This is a genomic window from Streptomyces sp. NPDC033174, from assembly GCF_055577795.1.
In genome coordinates this window covers 118,748-142,802 of sequence record NZ_JBVIPQ010000002.1, presented here as the reverse complement: position 1 = coordinate 142,802, position 24,055 = coordinate 118,748, and the positions used below count along the sequence as shown (strand labels likewise).

The 24,055-nt window shown below is 70.7% G+C and carries 20 protein-coding genes; 11 read left to right on the top strand and 9 right to left on the bottom strand.

The features are described from left to right. Positions 1 to 138: 138 nt before the first annotated feature. Positions 139 to 678: a DUF4245 domain-containing protein gene (locus tag ACZ5VC_RS06915; protein ID WP_469119067.1), complete on the bottom strand. Its 540-nt coding sequence runs from the start codon at positions 676 to 678 to the stop codon at positions 139 to 141. Between the two features lie 119 nt (positions 679 to 797). Between ACZ5VC_RS06915 and glpX the strand changes: the two genes are divergently transcribed. Further along, positions 798 to 1,829: a class II fructose-bisphosphatase gene (glpX, locus tag ACZ5VC_RS06910; protein ID WP_468711900.1), complete on the top strand. Its 1,032-nt coding sequence runs from the start codon at positions 798 to 800 to the stop codon at positions 1,827 to 1,829. Positions 1,830 to 1,919: 90 nt separating this feature from the next. Here the strand turns inward: glpX and ACZ5VC_RS06905 are convergent, their stop codons facing one another. Beyond that, the gene (locus ACZ5VC_RS06905; protein WP_469119066.1) at positions 1,920 to 2,291 is read right to left on the bottom strand and encodes a WhiB family transcriptional regulator; all 372 of its coding nucleotides are present in this window, start codon (positions 2,289 to 2,291) and stop codon (positions 1,920 to 1,922) included. Positions 2,292 to 2,470: 179 nt separating this feature from the next. Beyond that, positions 2,471 to 3,148, bottom strand: a complete 678-nt coding sequence (locus ACZ5VC_RS06900) for a DUF1707 SHOCT-like domain-containing protein (RefSeq protein WP_469119065.1) — start codon at positions 3,146 to 3,148, stop codon at positions 2,471 to 2,473. Between the two features lie 184 nt (positions 3,149 to 3,332). On the opposite strand from ACZ5VC_RS06900, the gene ACZ5VC_RS06895 reads away from it, so the two are divergent. Beyond that, the gene (locus ACZ5VC_RS06895; protein ID WP_469119064.1) at positions 3,333 to 5,024 is read left to right on the top strand and encodes a fumarate hydratase; all 1,692 of its coding nucleotides are present in this window, start codon (positions 3,333 to 3,335) and stop codon (positions 5,022 to 5,024) included. Between the two features lie 28 nt (positions 5,025 to 5,052). On the opposite strand, the gene ACZ5VC_RS06890 is transcribed toward ACZ5VC_RS06895, so the two are convergent. Beyond that, a complete protein-coding gene (locus tag ACZ5VC_RS06890; protein ID WP_469119063.1) occupies positions 5,053 to 5,541 on the bottom strand; it encodes a hypothetical protein in 489 nt (162 codons plus the stop codon). Between the two features lie 184 nt (positions 5,542 to 5,725). Continuing rightward, complete coding sequence (locus ACZ5VC_RS06885) at positions 5,726 to 7,255, bottom strand: ricin-type beta-trefoil lectin domain protein (RefSeq protein WP_469119062.1); 1,530 nt, start codon at positions 7,253 to 7,255, stop codon at positions 5,726 to 5,728. 160 nt (positions 7,256 to 7,415) lie between these two features. Between ACZ5VC_RS06885 and ACZ5VC_RS06880 the strand changes: the two genes are divergently transcribed. The 4 genes from ACZ5VC_RS06880 (at position 7,416) to ACZ5VC_RS06865 (ending at position 13,290) form a co-directional block, all read left to right on the top strand. After that, positions 7,416 to 8,810, top strand: coding sequence for a class II fumarate hydratase (locus ACZ5VC_RS06880; protein ID WP_469119061.1), 1,395 nt, complete (start codon positions 7,416 to 7,418; stop codon positions 8,808 to 8,810). 121 nt (positions 8,811 to 8,931) lie between these two features. Continuing rightward, on the top strand, positions 8,932 to 9,606 hold the full coding sequence (fomD, locus tag ACZ5VC_RS06875) for a cytidylyl-2-hydroxypropylphosphonate hydrolase (RefSeq protein ID WP_469119060.1): 675 nt from the start codon (positions 8,932 to 8,934) through the stop codon (positions 9,604 to 9,606). Positions 9,607 to 9,881: 275 nt separating this feature from the next. Next, positions 9,882 to 11,777: a SpoIIE family protein phosphatase gene (locus ACZ5VC_RS06870; RefSeq protein WP_469119059.1), complete on the top strand. Its 1,896-nt coding sequence runs from the start codon at positions 9,882 to 9,884 to the stop codon at positions 11,775 to 11,777. Positions 11,778 to 11,853: 76 nt separating this feature from the next. After that, complete coding sequence (locus tag ACZ5VC_RS06865; protein WP_468711909.1) at positions 11,854 to 13,290, top strand: glyceraldehyde-3-phosphate dehydrogenase; 1,437 nt, start codon at positions 11,854 to 11,856, stop codon at positions 13,288 to 13,290. Positions 13,291 to 13,545: 255 nt separating this feature from the next. On the opposite strand, the gene ACZ5VC_RS06860 is transcribed toward ACZ5VC_RS06865, so the two are convergent. After that, positions 13,546 to 15,759 carry a transglycosylase domain-containing protein gene (locus ACZ5VC_RS06860; protein WP_469119058.1) on the bottom strand — a complete coding sequence of 738 codons (2,214 nt, stop codon included), beginning with the start codon at positions 15,757 to 15,759 and terminating at the stop codon, positions 13,546 to 13,548. Between the two features lie 328 nt (positions 15,760 to 16,087). Between ACZ5VC_RS06860 and ACZ5VC_RS06855 the strand changes: the two genes are divergently transcribed. Genes ACZ5VC_RS06855 through ACZ5VC_RS06845 form a run of 3 tightly spaced genes read left to right on the top strand, consistent with a single transcriptional unit; the run spans position 16,088 to position 19,658 of the window. After that, a complete protein-coding gene (locus tag ACZ5VC_RS06855; protein WP_469119057.1) occupies positions 16,088 to 16,639 on the top strand; it encodes a PadR family transcriptional regulator in 552 nt (183 codons plus the stop codon). After that, a complete protein-coding gene (locus ACZ5VC_RS06850) occupies positions 16,636 to 17,313 on the top strand; it encodes an ABC transporter ATP-binding protein (protein ID WP_469119056.1) in 678 nt (225 codons plus the stop codon). The genes ACZ5VC_RS06855 and ACZ5VC_RS06850 overlap by 4 nt, the downstream gene beginning before the upstream one ends. Then, entirely contained in the window at positions 17,310 to 19,658 is a 2,349-nt protein-coding gene (locus ACZ5VC_RS06845; RefSeq protein ID WP_469119055.1) for an FtsX-like permease family protein, read from the top strand. The genes ACZ5VC_RS06850 and ACZ5VC_RS06845 overlap by 4 nt, the downstream gene beginning before the upstream one ends. Before the next feature lie 49 nt (positions 19,659 to 19,707). Here ACZ5VC_RS06845 and ACZ5VC_RS06840 read toward each other — a convergent pair whose 3' ends face one another. After that, on the bottom strand, positions 19,708 to 20,673 hold the full coding sequence (locus ACZ5VC_RS06840; protein ID WP_469119054.1) for a LysR substrate-binding domain-containing protein: 966 nt from the start codon (positions 20,671 to 20,673) through the stop codon (positions 19,708 to 19,710). A gap of 119 nt (positions 20,674 to 20,792) precedes the next feature. Between ACZ5VC_RS06840 and ACZ5VC_RS06835 the strand changes: the two genes are divergently transcribed. Both ACZ5VC_RS06835 and ACZ5VC_RS06830 read left to right on the top strand, forming a co-directional pair. Further along, entirely contained in the window at positions 20,793 to 21,347 is a 555-nt protein-coding gene (locus ACZ5VC_RS06835) for a peroxiredoxin (protein WP_468711915.1), read from the top strand. Between the two features lie 2 nt (positions 21,348 to 21,349). Next, complete coding sequence (locus tag ACZ5VC_RS06830; protein WP_468711916.1) at positions 21,350 to 21,883, top strand: alkyl hydroperoxide reductase; 534 nt, start codon at positions 21,350 to 21,352, stop codon at positions 21,881 to 21,883. A gap of 58 nt (positions 21,884 to 21,941) precedes the next feature. Here ACZ5VC_RS06830 and ACZ5VC_RS06825 read toward each other — a convergent pair whose 3' ends face one another. Further along, a complete protein-coding gene (locus ACZ5VC_RS06825; protein ID WP_469119053.1) occupies positions 21,942 to 22,634 on the bottom strand; it encodes a hypothetical protein in 693 nt (230 codons plus the stop codon). After that, positions 22,631 to 24,007, bottom strand: a complete 1,377-nt coding sequence (locus ACZ5VC_RS06820; protein WP_469119052.1) for an AI-2E family transporter — start codon at positions 24,005 to 24,007, stop codon at positions 22,631 to 22,633. Before ACZ5VC_RS06820 ends, ACZ5VC_RS06825 begins: the two co-directional genes overlap by 4 nt. Positions 24,008 to 24,055: the final 48 nt, after the last annotated feature.

The window sequence follows — 24,055 nt, the reverse complement described above, 5'->3', positions numbered from 1 at the left end:
TACCCTCCACCCAACAACCCCCCCCCCCCCCCCCGCTCCCCCCCCCCCCCCCCCCCCCCCCCCCCCCCCCCCCCCCCCCCCCCCCCCCCCCCCGCCGCCGTATGCCCGCTCGGTCAGGCCTTGGGCCATGCCCGTCGGTCAGACCTTGGGCGGCTGCGCCTTCAGCGCCGCCGCCATCTCCGCCAGCCGGTCGAAGGACGCCGTCCCCGTCACCACGGTCGTCGCCTTCCCCTCCACGCGCACCAGCGCGTCGTACTTCGGGCCCTCCCAGCGCTGCCAGACCTGGCCCGCGACCGTCTGCGTCTCGTCCGTCTTCGCGGCCTTCTGGGTCACCCGCGGGACGTACTTGGCCGTCGGCTCGGTCGACTGCTCGATCGCGACGTACTGGGTGTCCGGGTCGAGGAAGCCCAGGTGCCACGCGTCCCCGGTCTCGCGCTTGTACGAGACGGTGGTCGCCCGCCAGCCGTCCTCGAGGCCCTCCGGCGCCAGCACCGGGTACGGCGCGGCGCGCTGCGCCGTCAGCAGCTCGACCCGGTAGTCCTTCGTCGGAACCGGGACGGCCTGCTCATCATGCGGAACGAAGAGGTACATCACACCGGCGGCGGCCACAATGACCGTCATCGACTTAATCATCCCGCGCACTGTCTGCTTGCCTCGCATACCTGCCACGCCCACCATGTTCGCATCACGGTGGTCTGCTCATACGTGGGCCCCTCTGCTCAATTTGTCGACGTACCGATAGAGTCGCCCCACCCTCTATTTCCTCCGGCCGTCGCCGTACAGAAAGGTGCGCTCCGATGACCGAGCATCATCTGCCGTCCGAGCTCGAGGTCTCTCCCGAGGCCCCCGACCGCAACCTTGCCCTGGAGCTCGTCCGGGTCACCGAGGCCGCCGCCATGGCGGCCGGCCGCTGGGTCGGCCGCGGCGACAAGATCGGCGCGGACGGCGCGGCGGTCAACGCCATGCGCACCCTCGTCTCCACCGTCTCGATGAACGGCGTCGTCGTCATCGGCGAGGGCGAGAAGGACGAAGCCCCCATGCTCTACAACGGGGAGCGCATCGGCGACGGGACGGGCGCCGAGGTCGACATCGCCGTGGACCCGATCGACGGCACCACGCTCAACGCCAAGGGCATGCCGAACGCCATCGCCGTGCTCGCCGCCGCCGACCGCGGCACCATGTTCGACCCGTCCGCGGTCTTCTACATGGACAAGCTGGTCACCGGACCGGAGGCCGCCGACTTCGTCGACATCAACGCCCCCGTCCCGGTCAACATCCGCCGGGTCGCCAAGGCCAAGAACATGTCCCCCGAGGACGTCACGGTCGTCATCCTTGACCGCCCCCGCCACGAGGGCATCGTCAAGGAGATCCGCGAGACCGGCGCCCGCATCAAGTTCATCTCCGACGGTGACGTGGCCGGCTCGATCATGGCCGTACGCGAAGGCACGGGCGTGGACCTGCTGCTGGGCATCGGCGGCACGCCGGAGGGCATCATCTCCGCCTGCGCGATCAAGTGTCTCGGCGGTGTCATCCAGGGCAAGCTCTGGCCGAAGGACGACGCCGAGCGTCAGCGGGCACTGGACGCCGGCCATGACCTCGACCGGGTGCTGTCCACCAACGACCTGGTCAGCGGCGAGAACGTGTTCTTCGTCGCGACCGGCATCACCGACGGCGAGCTGCTCCGCGGTGTCCGCTACCGCTCCGAGACGGCCACCACGTCCTCGCTGGTGATGCGGTCCAAGTCCGGCACCATCCGGCAGATCGACTCGACGCACCGGCTGTCGAAGCTGCGCGCCTACAGCAAGATCGACTTCGACCGGGCGAAGTAGCTCCGGCGACCCGCGAGGCGGGAAGAAGCAACGAAGAGGGGCGCCCCCATGTGCGGTGGGGGCGCCCCTTCCCGTACGGGCAAGAACCCGTCAGCCCGCAGCGGCGACATGGTCGCCGGCCGCGGCCTTCCTGAGCTCCACCTCGCGGCGACGGCGGCGGGCCAGGACGACACGGCGCTCGGCGGCGGTGAGGCCGCCCCACACTCCGTACGGCTCGGGCTGGAGCAGTGCGTGTTCCCGGCACTCGACCATCACCGGGCAGCGGGCGCAGACGCGCTTCGCGGCCTCCTCGCGGGCGAGCCGGGCGGCCGTGGGCTCCTTGGAAGGGGCGAAGAAGAGTCCCGCCTCGTCCCGGCGGCACACAGCCTCCGCATGCCAGGGACCGTCCTGATCCTCCCGCGACGGCAGACGCTGGGGCGGAACGGCGGCGACCTGAAGGGGCTGATGCGGCAGTTGCAGCACGGTCTACTCCTGACGACGGCTTCGCGAGCGAGAAGAGACGATGCAGCAAGCCCTACCCCCTGTGCGCGCCGATAAGCACTGAGTGGCACGGAGTTCCGAAATACGGAACCCGGGGCGGCGAAATCCGGTCACCGGGCTCCCGGCGCCCCCCGCCCGGCCCGTACGCGTGCCCCGGCGCCTCAGTGGCCGAGGTGCTTGCGCAGCCGCTCCTGGAGGTCCGCGATCCGCTTGCCGCGCTTGGGCCTGGCCTCGACGTTGCCGAAGACCGAGTAGCCGTTGACGACGACGACGGGAGCCTCCGGGTCCGTGCCCTCGAGGGTCGTGACCTCGAAGTTCCCGAAGACGCCGTTGCCGCTGCCGCGCAACGAGATGTTCTCCGGCACCCGCACCTCGACGTTGCCGAAGATCGACGTGGCGTTGATGGTGGTCAGCCGCTGGGCGAAGATCGCCTCGGTCAGGTCGATCTCGACGCTGCCGAAGAACGCGAAGGCGTTGGTCCTGCGGCCTACCCGCCAGCGGCCCCTGCGGGTCGAGCTGGAGAAGACGGCGACCATGGTGTCGGCCGGCGCGGTGGAGTCCTCGGGGCCGTAGCTGTACCGGGGCGCGGCGTCGCGGCGGTTCGCGGCGGCCGGCAGATCCCTGACCAGCGGCTCCAGTTCACCCAGGGTCTTCGCGCGGAAGACCGCCTCGATCCGCTCCGCGTGCTCCTCGGCGTCGAGCCGTCCCTCGGCCATGGCGTCCCGGAGGATGTCCGCGATCCGGTCCCGGTCGGCGTCCGACGCGCGCAGGGCGTCGGCGGGGGCAGGGGCGGGCTCCGCGGGGGCGACCGGCTTCTGGGGCTGCTTTTCGAGGTCCACGGCAGCAGCGTAGCGAAACGCGATAGATCGCGACTAGGGGGCGCCGGATTCGCGCCGGCGGGTCCACCGGCCGGTCGCAAGTGAGCCTTACCTCACAGGATCGGCACCTTCGGGTCGTTCTACGCTTGTGGGCGCGTCACCAACGGAGGTGCCGCGTCAGCCGTCGACCCGAGGAATGGCCGTAATGTCCCCTCTCTCCCCCCCATCCGGCCCCGCGTTCGCGTACACCGATCTGCTCCCGCTGGGAGAGGACACCACGCCCTACCGTCTGGTGACCTCCGAGGGTGTCTCCACGTTCGAGGCCGACGGCCGTACGTTCCTCAAGGTCGCCCCGGAGGCGCTGCGCACCCTGGCAGCCGAGGCCATCCACGACATCCAGCACTACCTCCGCCCGGCGCACCTCGCCCAGCTGCGGAAGATCATCGACGACCCCGAGGCGTCGTCGAACGACAAGTTCGTCGCCCTCGACCTGCTCAAGAACGCCAACATCGCGGCGGCCGGCGTGCTGCCCATGTGCCAGGACACCGGCACGGCGATCGTCATGGGCAAGCGCGGTCAGAACGTCCTCACCGAGGGCGGCGACGAGGAAGCCCTCTCGCGCGGCATCCACGACGCGTACACCCGGCTGAACCTGCGGTACTCGCAGATGGCCCCGCTCACCATGTGGGACGAGAAGAACACCGGTTCGAACCTGCCCGCGCAGATCGAGCTGTACGCGACCGACGGCGGCGCCTACAAGTTCCTATTCATGGCCAAGGGCGGCGGCTCGGCGAACAAGTCGTTCCTCTACCAGGAGACCAAGGCGGTCCTCAACGAGGCCTCCATGATGAAGTTCCTGGAGGAGAAGATCCGCTCGCTCGGTACGGCCGCGTGCCCGCCGTACCACCTGGCGATCGTCGTCGGCGGTACGAGCGCCGAGTTCGCGCTGAAGACCGCGAAGTACGCCTCCGCGCACTACCTGGACGAGCTGCCCTCCGAGGGTTCGGAGCTCGGCCACGGCTTCCGGGACGAGGAGCTGGAGAAGAAGGTCTTCGAGCTGACGCAGAAGATCGGCATCGGCGCGCAGTTCGGCGGCAAGTACTTCTGCCACGACGTGCGGGTCGTCCGGCTGCCGCGGCACGGCGCCTCGCTGCCGGTCGCGATCGCCGTGTCCTGCTCGGCGGACCGCCAGGCCGTCGCCAAGATCACCGCCGAGGGTGTCTTCCTGGAGCAGCTGGAGACGGACCCGGCGCGCTTCCTGCCGGAGACCACGGACGAGCACCTCGACGAGGCCGGCGACGTGGTGAGGATCGACCTGAACCAGCCGATGGACGAGATCCTCGCCGAGCTGACCAAGTACCCGGTCAAGACCCGTCTCTCCCTGACCGGACCGCTGGTCGTGGCCCGCGACATCGCGCACGCCAAGATCAAGGAGCGGCTGGACGCGGGCGAGGACATGCCGCAGTACCTCAAGGACCACCCGGTCTACTACGCGGGCCCGGCGAAGACGCCCGAGGGTTACGCGTCCGGCTCCTTCGGCCCGACGACGGCCGGCCGCATGGACTCCTACGTCGAGCAGTTCCAGGCCGCCGGCGGCTCCAAGGTGATGCTGGCCAAGGGCAACCGCTCGCAGCAGGTCACGGACGCGTGCGGCGCGCACGGCGGCTTCTACCTGGGCTCGATCGGCGGACCCGCGGCGCGTCTCGCGCAGGACTGCATCAAGAAGGTCGAGGTCGTCGAGTACGAGGAGCTCGGCATGGAGGCGGTCTGGAAGATCGAGGTCGAGGACTTCCCGGCGTTCATCGTCGTGGACGACAAGGGCAACGACTTCTTCCAGAACCCGGCCCCGGAGCCGACGTTCACCCACATCCCGGTGCGGGGTCCGGGTCTCGGCTGATCCTCCCCCCTTCCCCACGCGCCCCCGCTCAGCGGCTGACGTGGAACTCGAGCCGCTGGTAGTCCCCGTCGCCGGTCGCGTGGATGTAGCCGCGCGCCGCCTCGTAGTCGCCGGTTCCGCCGGTGATCGCGATGTCGAAGGTGGGGAGCTCCTCCGATTCGTCGAGCGGCGTCAGTGCCTGGCCGGTGATGTTCCCGCCGGCCAGCACGAAGCTGCCCACGCACTGCAGGTCGCCCGGGTTGCCGAGGCGCACCACGGTGCAGGTCACGCCGTCCCGGCCGGCCTTCTCGCCGCCCTTGGCGCGGTAGAGGTCGTCCGCGAAGGAGAAGGCGTCACCGACGCGGGGCGCGCGGTCGCCCTGGTCCTGGTCCTCCTCCCCGGCCGGGATCTCCTTCGCGTAGAGCGTGAAGACCTCCTCGTCGCCGTCGGTGGCGGAGGCGGGGGCGCAGACGCCGAGGGTGAGGGCGGCGGCCGCGCAGGCGCCGATCGCGCCGAGCCGCCTGAAGCTGGAGAGCATGTCCTGCCTCCTGTCGGAGTGGCTCTCCCCCCCTTCGGTATTCCTTCATTCTCCGACTGCCGTGGCGGCTCCGCCTGCGCGGGAGGAGCGGGAGCGTCGTGGTGGGGCCGTGACGAGCAGGGCCGGGCAAGAGCCGTGGCCCCCGTCCCGCACCGGACGGGGGCCACGACGTTTCCTCACACCGCTAGGCGAAGCGCTGGTTCGCGGCGCCGCTGCAGGGCTGCAGCCGCAGCGGCTCCTTCGCCGAGCCGAGGGTGGCGCACAGATGCGTGGCGGCCGCCGGGCGGATCGTCCCGGCGTCCCGGACGAACTGCTGGTTGGCCGCGCCGGAGCAGTTCCAGACGATGAGCGCAGTGCCCGGCTGGTTGGCGGCGCCCGGCACGTCCAGGCAGCGGTCCTGGGTGAGCTGGGTGTGCAGGGTCCTGCGGGCGGAGTCGTACCACCAGCCCTGGTTGCGTCCTCCGTGACAGTCCCAGCCGAGGACGCCCGTGCCGTTGGCGCTGGTCGACGCGTTGACGTCGGCGCAGGAGCCGGTTGCCTCGTTCTTCAGCGGCTTGTAGGCGTCGTCCCAGGCGAGCGGGAAGAGCGTCGGTTTGCCCGTGGAGTTCACGTCCGCGCAACCGGCCTCGCGGCGGCCGGAGTTGTAGATCTGGGTGAGGCAGGAGGCGAAGGCCGCGTGGCCCCGCGCGTTGGGGTGGAAGGACTGGCGGACCGAGTTCTCGTCGGGCGTCCCGGGCTTGGACAGGTCGATGTAGAGACCGCGCGCCCAGGGGTCCTCCATGCACACCTCGTGGCCGTGGAAGAGCCGGGAGTTGTCGAGGAAGACGGCGCCCGTGTTCGCCGCCGCCTTGCGCATGCCGCGTTCGAAGGCGGGGACGGCGGTGTTGCGGCCCCAGACGGTGTCGGAGTCGTAGCCGAGTCCGCCGCAGGACAGCTTGCCGGGGAAGTTCGGGTTGTCGTGGAAGTCGGGACCGATGGGGCTCGGGTAGCCCATGACGACCATCTTGTAGTCGCCGTCGGCGTAGCCGGCGTCGCGCATCACCGTGCGCAGGTCGCGGACGGTCTGCTCGACCTTGGGGACGAGTCCGTCGACGCGTGCCTGCCAGCCGGGGGCGTACTTGGGCTCGCAGGGGCCCTGGAGGGTGAGATAGCGGGTGACGCAGTCGGTCATGACCGGGCCGAACTGGAGGTCGTCGTTGGCCCCGGCCACCAGCAGCACCATCTTGATACGGGTGTTGCGGGCCTTGATGGCGAGGTTGTCGCTCTGGACGAGCTCGTCGGCGTACTGCTTGGATCCGCCGATCCTGATGTTGCCGCTGTACGCGCCGGAGCACGACACGTTGAAGGTGAGGTCCGCGGGGATCGCGGTGCGGTGGATGGCGGCATCGGGCGAGCGGTGGCACCAGTTGGTGGGGCCGTTGGTCGGGGGCTCGTAGGTGCCGACGCCCTCGCCGGAGATCTCGCTGTCGCCGAGCGAGATCAGGCCGGTCTTGCGCTCCGCGAGCGGCCGTTCAGCCGGGTCTCCGTAGATCCTGGTGGCTTCGGCGGCCCGGATCGCCTCCAGTTCGGGCGAGAGCGGTACGGAGCCCGCCCGGACGGCGGGGCCGGTTTCGGCCGCGTCGGCCGGTACGGCCGCCGCCATGGAGCCGAAGGCCGCGGCCGCCGCGGCCGTGGCCGCGATGGTCCGGCGGAGTCTGAGTCTGATGCGCCTCATCGCGCCTCCTGGATGTGGGGTTACCCACGGTTTTTACTGGTGAGTACGAGAGTTGGGAATAGATAGAACAAGACAAGTGCTCATGTTTTTCGGGAGGTTCGGGGATCAGGGGCGACCCCGGGGTCACCCCCTATGGGCACCGGACAGGAAGCTGAGGAAGATGAGCGACACGAGCGAGTACCGGATCGAGCACGACTCCATGGGTGAGGTCCGCGTCCCCGTCCACGCCAAGTGGCGCGCGCAGACCCAGCGGGCGGTGGAGAACTTCCCCGTCTCCGGCCAGCGGCTGGAGCGGGCCCACATCGAGGCCCTGGCCCGGATCAAGGCCGCCGCCGCCAAGGTCAACGCCGAACTGGGCGTGCTCGACAAGGACATCGCCGATGCGGTCCAGGACGCGGCCGCCGAGGTCGCCGAAGGGCGCTGGGACGAGCACTTCCCCGTCGACGTCTTCCAGACCGGCTCGGGCACGTCCTCCAACATGAACACCAACGAGGTCCTCGCCACCCTCGCCACCGAGCGCCTGGGCCGCGAGGTCCACCCCAACGACCATGTGAACGCGTCCCAGTCCTCCAACGACGTCTTCCCGTCGTCCATCCACATCGCCGCCACGGCGGCGGTCACCGGGGACCTGATCCCGGCCCTGGACCATCTGGCCGCCGCCCTGGAGCGGAAATCGGCCGAATTCTCGGACGTCGTGAAGTCCGGCCGTACGCATCTGATGGACGCCACACCGGTGACGCTCGGTCAGGAATTCGGCGGTTACGCGGCGCAGGTGCGGTACGGCGTCGAGCGGCTGCGCGCCTCTCTCCCGCGTCTCGCCGAACTCCCCCTCGGCGGTACGGCGGTGGGCACCGGCATCAACACGCCGGCCGGTTTCTCCGCCGCCGTGATCGCCGAGGTCGCCCGCGCCACCGGTCTGCCGCTCACCGAGGCGCGCGACCACTTCGAGGCCCAGGGCGCCCGGGACGGTCTCGTGGAGACCAGCGGCCAGCTCCGTACCATCGCGGTCGGCCTCACCAAGATCTCCAACGACCTTCGCTGGATGGCCTCCGGCCCGCGCACGGGATTGGCCGAGATCAACCTGCCCGACCTCCAGCCCGGGTCGTCGATCATGCCCGGCAAGGTCAACCCGGTGATCCCCGAGGCCGTTCTGATGGTCGCCGCCCAGGTCACCGGCAACGACACCACCGTCGCGACGGCCGGCGCCGCGGGGAACTTCGAACTCAATGTGATGCTCCCGGTGATCGCCAAGAACCTGCTGGAGTCGATCCGGCTGCTGGCGAACGCCTCGCGCCTGCTGGCGGACCGTACGGTCGACGGCATCACGGCCAATGTCGAGCGGGCCCGCGAATACGCGGAGTCGTCGCCGTCCGTGGTCACACCGCTGAACAAGTACATCGGCTACGAGGAGGCGGCGAAGGTCGCCAAGAAGTCCCTGGCCGAGCGCCGGACGATCCGTGAAGTGGTGCTGGATTCGGGCTATGTGGAGCGGGGCCTGCTTACCCTGGAGCAGCTGGACGAGGCTCTGGACGTCCTGCGTATGACCCGGCCCTGACTGCACGGTTACTGACCTTGGGCCAGGGGTGACCGAAAACGACCGGTCACCCCACGGTCCGCCGGTCGCATCCGTGATCTGAGTCGCAGCGACCGGGGGGTCCTGCTCCTAAGATCTGCTCATGACAGCTACGGCAGGTACGCAGCGCTGGGCGCCGGGGGAGCAGATCCTCTGGCGCTATCGCGGCAATGCCCCGGACCAGCGGGGCCAGGTCCACATCTGCCGGCCGGTGACCGTGGTGCAGGACACCGACGATCTGATCGCCGTCTGGATGGCTCCGGGCACCGAGTGCGTCAAGCCCGTGCTCGTCGACGGCACTCCGGTGCACGAGGAGCCGCTCGCCACCCGCTACACCGCGCCGCGCACCACCGTCCGAGCCCGCTGGTTCGGTACGGGCGTGCTGAAGCTGGCGCGGCCGGCCGACCCGTGGTCGGTGTGGCTGTTCTGGGACCGCGGTTGGCGCTTCCGCAGCTGGTACGTGAACCTGGAGGAGCCGCGCACCCGTTGGTCCGGCGGAATCGACTCCGAGGACCACTTCCTGGACATCTCCGTCTATCCGGACCGCAGCTGGCTGTGGCGCGACGAGGACGAGTTCGCGCAGGCCCAGCGGAGCGGGCTGATGAACGCGGCGCAGGCCGAGCGGGTGCGCCGGGCCGGGCAGGACGCGGTCGAGCAGATCCGGGCCTGGGCGGCTCCGTTCTCGGACGGCTGGGAGAACTGGCGGCCCGACCCGCGGTGGACCGTGCCCGAGCTGCCGCCCGACTGGGATCGCACACCGGCGCACACGGCACCGTGAGACCCTTGATGCGCCCCCGGGGTTCAAACGTAGGATCGTCCTCCGCAAGGCCGAGACGCATCAACCGCTGAGCACAGAGCAGGACCTGACCGTAAGTCATCTATGAGGGGGAGAGCCGTGCCGGATGTGCGCCCGGAAGTCTCGCCCCTCACCGCTGCCGCCCGCCGCGCGTTCGTGTACGACGGCGATCCGGGGTTTATCCCCGGCGAAGGCGCGGCATCGGCTGACAAAGCGATTGCATCGCACACCCGGCCCGGACGGACGGAATTCCACGCGTGACGGAGCATCCCACCTCCCACGAAGGCCGACAGCCGCTCGCTGCCCGGCCGCAGGAACGCACCCGGCCGCGGCAGGAGGCGCACTCCGCGCCCGCCGCCGCGCCCGCCCCTGCCATGCCGACGGCCGCCGTCGTGCCCGCCCCCGCCGGACCGCCGCAGGACCCGACGGGTACGGCCCGGCGCGAGGGCGACCGACTGCGCTTCGTGGGGGCCGCGACGCGGCGGATCGCACGCGGGATAGACCTGGACGAGATCGTGCTCGGGCTGTGCCGGGCCACCGTGCCGACGTTCTCCGACGCGATCCTGGTCTATCTGCGCGACCCGCTTCCCGTGGGTGACGAGCGGCCGGTCGCCCCGTTCGTCCTGCGGCTGCGCCGCACCGACCGGCTGCGTTTAACCGAAGTGGATCCGGAGGGACTGGCGGCCGGGGCCCTGGCGGCCTCGGGCCCGGTGCTGAACGCCGACGCCGATCTGACGCCCGCGGCGGAGCTGTGCGAGGTCCGCTCCGGCGGCGCGCTCGCCGAGGTGCTGCGCGGAGTGCGTCCGGTGTTCGGCGACTCCGCCGCGGCCCGCGCCGCGCTGCCCGAGCTGCTCGGCGCCGACCGGACCGTGCCCACCGGCCACCGTGCGATCCTCGCCCCGCTGCGCGGCCGGCGCCGGGTCATCGGGGCCGCGGTCTTCCTGCGCCGCCCGGACCGGCCCCCCTTCGAGCCCAACGACCTGCTCGTGGCGGCCCAGCTGGCCACCCACACCGCGCTCGGGATCGACAAGGCCGTGCTGTACGGGCGCGAGGCGTACATCGCCGACGAGCTCCAGCGCACGATGCTGCCCGACTCGCTGCCCCAGCCGACCGGGGTGAAGCTCGCGTCCCGCTATCTGCCGGCCGCCGAGACGGCCCGGGTGGGCGGCGACTGGTACGACGCCATCCCGCTGCCCGGCAGCCGGGTTGCGCTGGTCGTCGGGGACGTCATGGGGCACTCCATGACCTCCGCCGCGATCATGGGCCAGCTGCGGACCACCGCGCAGACCCTCGCGGGACTGGACCTGCCGCCCCAGGAGGTGCTGCACCACCTGGATGAACAGGCGCAGCGGCTCGGCCAGGACCGGATGGCGACCTGCCTGTACGCGGTCTACGACCCGGTCTCGCACCGGATCACCATCGCCAACGCGGGACATCCGCCGCCGATACTGCTCCACCTCGGCGGCCGCGCCGAGGTGCTGCGGGTCCCGCCGGGGGCGCCCATCGGCGTGGGCGGGGTCGACTTCGAGGCGGTCGAGCTGGACGCCCCGGCCGGCGCCACTCTGCTCCTCTACACCGACGGCCTCGTGGAGTCGCGGCTGCGTGACGTGTGGACGGGGATCGAGCAGCTGCGGGAGCGGCTCGCGGCCACGGCGCAGCTGACCGGGCCCGACCACTCGCCTCCCCTGGAGGCGCTCTGCGACGACGTGCTCGACATGCTCGGCCCGGGCGACCGGGACGACGACATCGCGCTGCTCGCGGCCCGTTTCGACGGGATCGCGCCGAGCGATGTCGCCTACTGGTTCCTGGAGCCGGAGGACGCGGCCCCGGGGCGGGCCCGCCGCCTGGCCCGGCGGGCACTGGCCCGCTGGGACTTGGAGGAGCTCTCCGACAGCGTCGAGCTGTTGATCAGCGAGGTGGTCACCAACGCGGTGCGGTACGCGGAGCGGCCGGTGACGCTGCGGCTGCTGCGGACGGACGTGCTGCGCTGCGAGGTCGGTGACGACTCTCCTCAGTTGCCCAGACAGCGCAGGGCACGGGACACGGACGAGGGCGGGCGGGGTCTCTTCCTGGTGAACAGGCTGGCCAGACGGTGGGGCGCCACCCGGCTGTCCACGGGCAAGGTGGTCTGGTTCGAGCTGGCGACCCGATGAGGGCCGGACCCCGGGGGGTCCGGCCTTCGCGGCGCCGTCTAGCATATGAGCACCGCCTAGCTCGAAAGATAATCTTGTGACTGTCAATGAGGACTCGTTCACCAACTGGAAGAACCGCGAGGAGATCGCGGAGTCGATGATCCCGATCATCGGGAAGCTGCACCGGGAGCGGGACGTCACCGTCCTGCTGCACAGCCGCTCCTTGGTGAACAAGTCGGTGGTCAGCATCCTCAAGACCCACCGGTTCGCCCGGCAGATCGCCGGTGGTGAGCTCTCGGTCACCGAGACGCTGCCGTTCCTGCAGGCCCTCACCACTCTCGATCTCGGTCCTTCCCAGATCGACATCGGCATGCTCGCCGCGACGTACAAGACCGACGACCGCGGCCTGTCGGTGGAGGCGTTCACCGCCGAGGCCGTCGCCGGCGCCACGGGCGACAACAAGATCGAGCGCCGTGAGCCGCGCGACGTCGTCCTCTACGGCTTCGGCCGCATCGGCCGCCTCGTCGCCCGCCTGCTCATCGAGAAGGCCGGCGGCCTGCGGCTGCGTGCCATCGTCGTCCGCCAGGGCGGTGAGCAGGACATCGTGAAGCGCGCCTCGCTGCTGCGCCGCGACTCCATCCACGGCCAGTTCCAGGGCACGATCACCGTCGACGAGGCGAACAGCACGATCATCGCCAACGGCAACGAGATCAAGGTGATCTACGCCGGCGACCCGTCGGAGGTCGACTACACGGCGTACGGCATCAAGGACGCCCTCCTCATCGACAACACGGGCAAGTGGCGGGACCGCGAGGGCCTGTCGAAGCACCTGCGCCCCGGCATCGACAAGGTCGTCCTGACGGCCCCGGGCAAGGGCGACGTCCCCAACATCGTCCATGGCGTGAACCACGACACGATCAAGCCGGACGAGCAGATCATCTCCTGCGCCTCCTGCACCACCAACGCGATCGTCCCGCCGCTGAAGGCGATGGCGGACGAGTACGGCGTCCTGCGCGGTCACGTGGAAACCGTCCACTCGTTCACGAACGACCAGAACCTGCTGGACAACTACCACTCGTCGGACCGCCGCGGCCGCTCCGCGCCGCTCAACATGGTCCTCACCGAGACGGGCGCCGCCTCGGCCGTCGCCAAGGCGCTGCCCGACCTGAAGGCGAAGATCACCGGCAGCTCGATCCGCGTCCCCGTCCCGGACGTCTCGATCGCGATCCTCAACCTGCAGCTGGCGCGCGAGACCACCCGTGAGGACGTCCTCGACTACCTCCGCCAGGTGTCGCTGACCTCGCCGCTCAAGCGCCAGATCGACTTCATCAGCGCCCCCGACGCGGTCTCCAGCGACTTCATCGGCTCGCGCCACGCCTCGATCGTCGACGCGGGCGCCACCAAGGTCGAGGGCGACAACGCGATCCTCTACCTCTGGTACGACAACGAGTTCGGCTACTCCTGCCAGGTCATCCGGGTCGTCCAGCACGTCTCCGGGGTGGAGTACCCGACCTACCCGGCCCCGGCGGTCTGATCCACGCCGGTCCCCTGCACGCACCGCGCCCCATGGGCTGCCACTTGGCAGCCCATGGGGCGCGGTCCGTTGTGACGGCCAGCGGGGCCCGGGCGCCCTGGACGATGTCGTTGAACGTGGCGCCCTCGCCCGCGCACGGGGTGGTCGTCTGCCCGCTCAACGGGGCCGTCGTAGAGCCGAGCCGGCACTGATGCCGTCCAGGACGCCGTCCCAGGCGAACGGGAAGCGGCTCTCGGAGACCGGCGGAACCGGTGTCTAGGGCTTGAGCCGCTGGTCGCCGCTCTGGTCGTCCTCGATCGGCGGGTCGATCACCGGCGGGGTCGTCTCCGTCTCGGTCGGCGTGGGCGTCTTCGGCGGCTTCGGCGGCTTGGTCCCCGTCGGCGTCGGGTCCGGCCTGTGGGTCTTCGTCTTCGTCGGGGTCGGAGTCGGCTCCGGGTCGTCCGACTCCGACTTGGTGGGTGTCGGGGTGGGCGTCGGGGTCGGCGCGGCGGTGGCGGACTCGTCCACCTCCAGGTCGAACTCGGCGTCGGAGCCGCCGTCGAGCGCGCCCGTGGTGTACGCGCCCCAGATCTTGGCGGGGAAACCGCCACCGTTGGCACGGCGGCCCTTGTCGACGGTGTCGGTCAGGGTGACCTGGCCGGTACCGTCGGGCTTCTCGCCGAACAGGCCGACGGCCGTGACCAGTTCGGGGGTGTACCCCACGAACCACGCCGAGCGGTTGTTCTCCGAGGTGCCGGTCTTGCCCGCCGCCTCGTAGTCACCGGCGGCCTTGCGGCCCGAGCCGTTCCTGACGACACCGGTCATGGCCAGGGTCGTGGTGTCGGCCGCCTCGCGGCTGATCACCTGGCCGCCGATCGGGTCCTTCGCCTTGACCAGGCGGTCCCGGCGCTCGGCCGACTTCACGATCGTCGGCGTGACCTTCTTGCCGTGGTTGTCGAGCGTGGCGTAGGCGCCGGCCATGTCCCAGGTGGAGGCGCCCATGGTGCCGAGCGACATCGCGGGCCGCTCCGGCCAGTCCGGGCCGTCCTTCATCCCGAGGTCCAGGGCGGTCTTCTTCACCTTGTCCGGGCCGACGTCCACGATCATCTGGGCGTAGACCGAGTTGATCGAGCTGTTGGTGGCTTCCTGGACGGTGACGGGCCCGTAGCTCTCGTTGTCCTCGTTCTCGGGGGCGAAGGGGGTGTCGCTGCCTTCGACGGGCCGCTTGCTGGTGCCGTCGTAGATCGTCCGGAGCCCGATCTGCCGGCCGTCCTGGGTGACGGAGCCGTTGTCCAGGGCCGAGGCGAGGACCAGGGGCTTGAAGGTCGAGGCGGGCTGGTAGTCGCGCCGGGTGGCGTTGGACATCCAGTGCTCGGTGGCGCCGATGCCGCCGTACAGCGCGACGACGTGGCCGTTCTTCGGGTCGACGGAGGTCGCGCCGGCCTGGACGACCTTGTGGGACGCGTCGCCCTTGCGGTCGAGCCGGTCCTCCAGCTCCTTGTTGACCGCCTTGACCAGGTCCTTCTGCCGGCCCTCGTCGATGTTGAGGGTGATCGTCCAGCCGCCGGACTTGATCTCCTCCTCGGAGATGCCCTGGCGCATCAGCTCCTGGTTGGCGGCCTCGACCAGATAGCCGGTCTGACCCTCCATGCCGGGCGCGGCCTTGGGCTCCTTCGGGACGGGGAACTTCATCGCGGAACGCTTGGTCTTGTCGAGCCAGCCCTGCCCGACCATGTTGTCGAGGACGTAGTTCCAGCGCTTGCCGACCAGAGTGCGCCCGGTGGGTGAGGCGCTCGTCCAGTCGTACTGGCTCGGGGCCTGGAGCAGCGCGGCGAGGTAGGCGCCCTGCTCGACGGTGAGCTTCTCGGCGTCGACGCGGTAGTAGGCCTGGGCGGCGGCCTGGATGCCGTACGCGCCACGGCCGTAGTAGGCGGTGTTGATGTAGCCGGCGAGGATCTCCGGCTTCTCCTTCTCCTGGTCCACCTTGAGGGAGATCACCAGCTCCTTGAGCTTGCGGGTGACCGTCTGGTCCTGGTTCAGGTAGTAGTTCTTCACGTACTGCTGGGTGATCGTCGAGCCACCCTGCTTGCCCTTACCGGTGAGGGTGTTCAGGACACCTCGCGCGGTGCCCTTGATGTCGACGCCGTGGTCCTTGTAGAAGGTCTTGTTCTCGGCGGCGACGAAGGTCCGCTGGACCGGCAGGGGGATCTTCTCCAGGCCCACGATCTCCCGGTTGATCTTGCCGGTACGGGTGAGGATCTTGCCGTTGCCGTACTTGTAGACGTTGCTCTGCATCGTCGCCTCGGCGTTGGCGACGGCCGGCACGGGGACCAGCAGATAGACGACGTACAGAGCGCCCATCCCGAGCAGGCAGACCGTGAAGAAGGTGCCCAGCAGCTTCTTCCAGGTGAAGAGGCGACGTATGCCCCCGCGGCTCTTCGCCCGGCGCGTCCCACGCTGCCGGGCCTGTCGCGTTTCCGCTCGGCCCATTGCTTCGTTGCTCCGCTCGTCGTGTCTCTTTGCCTGGTCTGCCTCGGATCAGCCCAAGACGCTAACACTGCCCTCTATGGACAAATAGGGGCATATCAAACCTTTGGGGAGGTGACGTTCGGCACCCGCCCTCAACGGAACCGACCGCCGGAAGGCCGCAAAGGTTGCCCGGTGCGGCCAATCTCTCCTGCCCCTCTCCTGCCCCTCCCGTATCCCGATGGGGACCAGACGCCGGAGCGCGCCGCTCCGGTTCCCTGCCCCGGCGTGGCCGCCCGCATCCGTCCGGCGGTATGCATCGCGCGTATACACCGCGGGTAGAGTGACCGGCATGTCCATCGGCCACACCCTCCTCGGGCTCCTCGAATCCGGTCCCCGCCACGGCTACGACCTCAAGCGGGCCTTCGACGAACGCTTCGGCCACGACCGCCCGCTGCACTACGGGCAGGTCTACTCGACGATGTCGCGGCTGCTGAGGAACGGGCTCGTCGAGGTCGAGGGCATCGAGCCGGGCGACGGCCCCGAGCGCAAGCGCTACGCCATCACCGAGGCCGGTGTGACCGATGTCGCGCAGTGGCTCGCCCAGCCCGAGAAGCCGGAGCCGTACCTCCAGTCGACGCTCTACACCAAGATCGTCCTCGCGCTGCTGACCGGCCGCAGCGCCGCCGACCTGCTGGACACCCAGCGAGCCGAGCACCTGAGGCTGATGCGCGAGCTGACCCGGCGCAAGGCGGGCGGCGACCTCGCCGATCAACTCATCTGCGACCACGCGCTGTTCCACCTCGAGGCCGATCTGCGGTGGCTGGAGCTGACGGCCGCGCGGCTCGGGCAGCTCGCCGAAGCGGTCGGCGGCACGGGCGCGGTCCGGGGAGGGGAACGATGACCGCGCTGCTGGCGGCGGAGGATCTGGCCAAGACCTTCGGCCGGACCCCCGCCCTCGACGGCGCCCGGTTCAGCATCCGGTCCGGTGAGGTCGTCGCCGTCATGGGGCCCTCCGGGTCCGGCAAGTCCACCCTGCTGCACTGCCTCGCCGGCATCGTCCGCCCGGACACCGGAACCGTCCGCTACGACGGCCGCGAGCTGACCTCCATGTCGGACGCCCAGCGCAGCGCGCTGCGCCGCGGCGACTTCGGGTTCGTGTTCCAGTTCGGCCAGCTGGTACCCGAGCTGACCTGCGTGGAGAACGTCGCCCTGCCACTGCGCCTGGCCGGCGAGCGCCGCAAGCCCGCCGAGCGCAAGGCCCGCGACTGGCTGGAGCGCCTGGAGGCGGAGGGAACCCGCGACCGGCGGCCCGGGGACATATCCGGCGGTCAGGCCCAGCGCGTGGCCGTCGCCCGTGCGCTGGTCACCGCCCCGCGCGTGGTCTTCGCCGACGAGCCGACCGGTGCTCTGGACTCGCTGAACGGCGAGCGCGTGATGCACCTGCTCACCGCCGCCGCCAGGGACACCCGGGCCGCGGTCGTCCTCGTCACGCACGAATCCCGCGTCGCCGCCTACTCCGACCGCGAGGTCGTCGTACGCGACGGCAGGCTGCGCGACCTGACCGTGTCCGTATGAGGCGCCTCGCCGCCGAGCTGCTCCTCGGCGCCCGTTTCGCCGTGACCGGCGGCCGTCCCGGCTGGACCCGTACCGCCCTCACCGCCCTCGGCATCGGCTTCGGCGCCGCGCTGCTCCTCATCGCCGCCTCCGTGCCCAGCGTCCTCGAGGGCCGTGATCTGCGCAGCCAGGGCCGCGAGGTCACGGTCAGCGAGGAAGCCCCGCGCTCCGACCGGTCCTTCCTCCACGCCGCCACCTCGACCCTCTTCCACGGAAAGAGCGTCCGCGGCCTCGTCCTGCGCCCCGACGGCCCCCGCGCCCCCCTGCCGCCCGGCGCGGCCGCCATGCCGGGCCCCGGCGAGATGGTCGTCTCACCCGCGCTCGCGCGCCTGCTCGACTCCCCCGAGGGCGCCCTGCTGAAGGACCGCCTCCCGTACGAGACCGTCGGTCGCATCGGTGACGCCGGGCTCATCGGGCCCGCCGAGCTGTCGTACTACGCCCACACCCCCGCCCTCACCGGGACGACCGCCGAGGGCCGCAGCGACACCTTCGGGCACAACGTGGGGGCCGACCGGATCTCCAGCGCGTATCTGCTGCTGCTCATGGTGATGGCCTGCGTGGTGCTGCTCCTGCCGGTGTTCGCCTTCGTCGCGACCGCCGTGCGCTTCGGCGGCGAACAGCGCGACCGGCGTCTGGCCGCGCTGCGCCTGATCGGCGCCGACACGGCCATGACCCGCCGGATCGCGGCCGGCGAGGCCCTCGCCGGGGCGCTGCTCGGACTGGCGGTGGGCGCCGCGCTGTTCGCCGTGCTGCGGCAGTTCGCCGGCCGGGTGACGGTGTGGGACGTCAACGCCTTCCCGTCCGACCTGACCCCCGACCCGCTGCTCTGCGCGCTGGTCGTGACGGCCGTTCCGGTGTCGGCCGTCGTCGTGGCGCTGATCGCGCTGCGCGGGATCGCCATCGAACCGCTCGGTGTCGTACGGACCGCGACGCCGCGCCCGCGCCGGGTGTGGTGGCGGCTGCTCCTGCTCGCCTCCGGGCTCACCCTGCTCGCGCTGGCCGGTCCGGTCGACTTCTACGACACCTCCCTCGCCGTCCAGCAGGTGGCGGCCGGCGCGCTGCTGGCGCTGACCGGTGTGACGACGCTGCTGCCATGGCTCGTCGAGACGGCGGTGGCGCGACTGCGCGGCGGGCCCGTGCCATGGCAACTCGCCGTGCGCCGACTTCAGTTGAGCAGCGGTACGGCCGCCAGGGCGGTCAGCGGCATCGTCGTCGCGGCGGCCGGCGCCATCACGCTGCAGATGCTCTTCGGAGCCGTACAGAGCGACTTCATGCGGCCCACGAACATGGACGAGGCGCGGGCGCAGCTGTCCATGTCGACGTTCCGGGGCGACGGGCGCGGGGCAGACGCCGCCGGCGCGGCGCGGAAGCTGATCGACGCCCTGTCGGCGGCGAAGGGCGTCACCGGTGTGACCGCGACGACGACCGGTTCCGCGCAGCGCCCCGGCCCCCGGCGCGGGAGCGAGGACTTCGTCCCCATGACCGAGCTCACGATCGCCGACTGCCCGTCGCTGCGCGAGCTCGGCGACCTGCCGTCCTGCGCGGACGGGGACGTCTTCATCGCCCGGGCCCACGGCCGCGAAGGTCCGGACGACGAGTACCTCGCGCAGACGGCCCGGCCGGGCGCGCAGGTCGACCTGGGCATCACGGCGGGCTCCCGGCCGCGGCTGTGGCGCATCCCGGCCACGGCGCGCACGGTGGAGGCACGGCGCGACCCGATGGGCTGGATGGCGTTCGGCATCCTGGCCACGCCGTCCGCGGTGGACGCCTCGTGGCTCGACGCCCCGACGACGACGGCCATGGTCGTGCTGGACCCGGCGGTTGCGGACGCCGCGGAGTACGCGCGGAACGCCGCCGCGCGCGTCGACCCGCTGATCGATGTCCGCACGATCCAGAACCTGGAGCGGGACGAGCACTTCACCAGCGTGCGCAAGGGGGTGTTCGCCGCCGCGACGGCGACGATGGCCCTGGTCGCCCTCTCGCTGCTGGTCACCATGGTCGAGCAGCTGCGCGACCGCAAGCGGCTGCTGTCGATGCTGGTCGCCTTCGGGACCCGCCGCTCGACGCTGAGCTGGTCGGTGCTGTGGCAGACCGCCGTGCCGATCGGGCTCGGCATGGTGCTGGCGGTGGCCGGCGGCCTGGGTCTGGGGCTCGTACTGCTGCGGATGATGGGCAAACAGGTGGCCGACTGGTGGGCGTTCCTGCCGGTGGTCGGTGTCGGCGCGGGGATCGTCCTGGCGGTGACGGTCCTCAGCCTGCCGCCGCTGTGGCGGATGATGCGGCCGGACGGTCTTCGAACGGAGTGACCGACGCGGAACGACCGGAGCGGCCGGAACGCCCTGCGCGGAACCACCCTCACGCGTTGGCGGGCACCATCCGCACCGGGAGCGTGGCCATCGCCTCCCGCAGCGAACGGGCGAACTCCTCGAACTCGGCGTGCCGGGCCGCTCCCGTGCGGATGGCGAGGGCGATCCGGCGCGAGGGCGCCGGGGCCGCGAACCAGCCCGTGAACAGGGCGGCGTTGCGGGCCGTCTCCACCGTGACCGCGGTCCTCGGCAGCAGCGTCACGCCGAGGCCGCCCGCCACCAGTTGGACCAGGGTGGACAGGCCGGCGGCGGTCGTCGTGACCGGCGCCCCCTCCGTACGGCCCGCCTCCCGGCAGATGTCCAGAGCCTGGTCGCGCAGGCAGTGGCCCTCGTCGAGCAGGAGGAGGTTCAGCTCGCGCAGCGCGTCACGGGGGATGTCGGTGCGGCCGGCCAGCTCATGGCCGTCGGGGGTGACCAGGACGAAGTCCTCGTCGAAGAGCGGGAGTTCGGTGACGCCGGGGACGCCCAGCGGGACGGCGAGCAACAGCAGGTCGAGGCGGCCGGCGGCCAGGCCCTCCAGCAGCGAGGAGGTCTGCTCCTCGTGGACCTGGAGGTCCAGCTCCGGATAGCGGGTGTGGACCAGGCGCAGTACGGTCGGCAGGAGGTAGGGCGCGACAGTCGGGATCACGCCGAGGCGCAGCACGCCGGTGAAGGGCGCCTGTGCGGCCTCCGCCTCCTCCATCAGCTCGCCGACGGCGTCGAGGACGGCCTTGGCCCGGGCCGCGAGCCGCTCCCCCGCCGGTGAGAGCAGGACCTTACGGGTCGTACGCTCAAGCAGCTGGACACCGAGTGCCTCTTCGAGTGCCGAAACCGCGCCCGAGAGCGCGGGCTGGCTCATCCCGATCGCGGCCGCCGCATCCCGGAAATGGAGATGCTCCGCCACTGCCGCAAAGGCTCTGAGCTGGGCCAGGCTGGGTTGCTTCACCCTCTGTGACGGCATGACTGATAACCCCATTCGATCAACTTGACCCAGTCTAGCTATTTCACTGATCAATGCACTCCGTGCCATGCTGATCTCACGTCCAACCCCCACGGAAAACCCCACGAAGGATTTCCGCTGTTCAAGGAGAGCGTGTGCTCACTGTCGGTGACAAGTTCCCCACCTACGACCTGACCGCCTGCGTGTCGCTGGAGAGCGGCAAGGAGTTCGCGCAGATCGACCACAAGTCCTACGAGGGCAAGTGGCGCGTGGTGTTCTTCTGGCCGAAGGACTTCACCTTCGTCTGCCCCACCGAGATCGCCGCGTTCGGCAAGCTGAACGACGAGTTCGCCGACCGCGACGCCCAGATCCTCGGTGTCTCCGGCGACTCCGAGTTCGTCCACCACGCCTGGCGCAAGGACCACGCCGACCTGCGTGACCTGCCCTTCCCGATGCTGGCCGACTCCAAGCACGACCTGATGCGCGACTGCGGCGTCGAGGGCGCGGACGGCTTCGCCCAGCGTGCCGTCTTCATCGTGGACCCGAACAACGAGATCCAGTTCACGATGGTGACCGCCGGCTCCGTCGGCCGTAACCCCAAGGAGGTCCTGCGGGTCCTCGACGCCCTGCAGACCGACGAGCTGTGCCCGTGCAACTGGAAGTCCGGCGAGGACACTCTCGACCCGGTCAAGCTCCTGGCCGGTGAGTGACCATGGCCCTCGATGAGCTGAAGTCCGCCATACCGGACTATGCCAAGGACCTGAAGCTGAACCTCGGTTCGGTCATCGGCAACAGCGAGCTCCCGCAGCAGCAGCTCTGGGGCACGGTCCTCGCCTGCGCGATCGCCTCGCGCTCCCCGAAGGTCCTGCGTGAGCTGGAGCCGGAGGCGAAGGCCAACCTCTCCCCCGAGGCATACACCGCTGCCAAGTCCGCCGCCGCGGTCATGGCGATGAACAACGTCTTCTACCGGACGCGCCACCTGCTGTCGGACCCGGAGTACGGGACGCTGCGGGCGGGCCTGCGGATGAACGTCATCGGCAACCCGGGCGTGGAGAAGGTCGACTTCGAGCTGTGGTCGCTCGCCGTCTCCGCGATCAACGGCTGCGGCCAGTGCCTCGACTCCCACGAGCAGGTGCTCCGCAAGGCCGGCGTGGACCGCGAGACGATCCAGGAGGCGTTCAAGATCGCCTCCGTGCTCCAGGCGGTCGGCACGACGCTGGACGCGGAAGCGGTCATGGCCGAGTAGGTCGCGTACGAAAGACAAGGGCCCCGGGGGACATCGTCCCCCGGGGCCCTTCTCGTCCTCACTTCTTCAGTGCGGCCATCAGCGCCTTCATGTCCTGCGTGAGGAGCTGGTCGACATCCGACAGATCGGTCTTCTTCGTCCGCTGGACCGGCTCCGGGACGCCTGCCTGATACGACTCGCTCGCGGTCAGGGAGATCTCCAGCACCGCCTGGCCGTCCAACACACGCAGCCACGCACCGGAGTTGTCCTCGTCCCGGCCGAAGAACGCCGTCTCTCCGATCCCTTCGACCCGCTTCTTGGCCCCGAAGACGCTGTCGGCCATGAGCGCCTCGAACTCCTCACCGGGGTCGGTCACCTTGTGCCGCGTGTACGAGACGTAGACGGAGTAACCGGTCTCCGGCGGCCCCAGCGTCACCGAGCAGCTCGCCTGGTCGAGCGCGCTGTGCTCCCTCGTCTCCGGAGCGGTGTCCGTCGCCTTCTCGCCCAGGCCCGCCGACAGGGCCTTCAACTCCGCGGCCGCGCACACATCGCGGCTGATCCGGTAGCCGCCGAGGTCCGGGCCCCGCTGCTCGTGCGCGTACAGCCCGCCGGCCCACACCGCCGAGGCGACCACCGCGCCGCCGAGCGCCCACAGCCAGGGGCGCGAAGGACGCGGGGGACGCGGGGAGGCCGGCTCGGTGGTCAGGGTCTCGGCCCCGGGGCGCGGCGCCGGGAAGTCGACGCCTCCCACCAGCTCAGGTTCGGAGATCATTCGGCGTCCTTCACGGAGGGGCCCGGCGTGAGCCGGGGCGCCACGTCCAGGGCGCTCGCCCCGCGTGGTTCGGGAGCGAGGCGCAGCGCCTGTTCCTGGCCGTACGCGCGGAGGTAGCCGACCACCGTGTTGGTCACCGCCACAAGCGGCACCGCCACCACCGCGCCGCCGATCCCGGCGGTCAGCCCGCCGGCCGCGACCGCGAGGACGACGGCGAGCGGATGCACCCGGACCGCCCGGCCCAGGATGAACGGCTGGAGGACATGGCCCTCGATCTGCTGCACGGCAAGGACGACGGCCAGCACCATCAGGGCCGTGAACACCCCCTGGGTGACGAGGGCGACGACCACCGCGAGCGCGCCCGAGATGACGGCGCCGACCAGCGGGATGAAGGCGAAGAGGAAGATGAAGACGGCGAGCGGGACGGCCATCGGGACATCGAGGAAGTAGATGCCGAGGCCGATGAAGACCGCGTCGATCAGGGCCACGATCACCGTGCCGCGCACATAGGCGGTCAGGGTGCGCCAGGCACGCGGTCCTGCTCCGGCGACTCCGGGCCGAGCCTGGGCGGGCACCAGTTTCAGCACCCACTGCCAGACCTTCTTCCCGTCGTGCAGCAGGAAGAGCGTCGAGAACATCGCGAGCAGTATGCCCGTCAGCGCCTCGACGACGACGGTCACGCCCTGCAGGCCCGCGGTGGTGATCTGCTCGGTGTTGGCGCCGATGGTGTCGCTGAGGTTCTTGGCGATGTCGTTGATCTGCTGCTCGGTCACATGGAAGGGACTGTCGAGCAGCCAGCGCTTGAGTTCCTCGATACCGTCCCGGACGCGGTCCGACAGGTTGTCGATGTTGTCCATGACCTGCCAGACGACGAACCAGCCGACCAGCCCCATGATGACGAAGCCGGCCACCGCCGTGACCGCCGTGGCGAGTCCGCGCGGCAGCCCCAGGCCGCGCAGCCGGGTCACGCTCGGCTGGAGCAGGGCCGTGATCAGCAGGGCGGCCACGAAGGCCAGTACGACGAGCTGGACCGCGCTGATGACCTTCATCAGGACCCAGAGGGTCCCCGCCAGGACCAGCAGACGCCAGCCGGCCTCGGCGGCGACGCGCATCCCCCAGGGGATGGCGGCGACGGGGTCGGGCCGGGCCGCGACGGCGGGGGCGTAGGCGGGCGGGGGCGGTACGCGGGCTTCGTCGTCCTCCCCCTCCTCGGCCTGGAAGGCGGCGACCTTGGTCCGGGACGGTACGAGCGGCGCGGGCGGGCCGACGAGGTCGTCGTCCGCCTCGGCCTCGGCCCTGCGCTCGTCCAACCGGCGGCCCATACGGGACAGTCCGGCACCCAGGCGGTCCAGCCACCCTGGCAGTCTCGACATGCTCTTCTCTCTTCCCCCCACCACTCCCCCGGGAGTCTGGGGACCCCT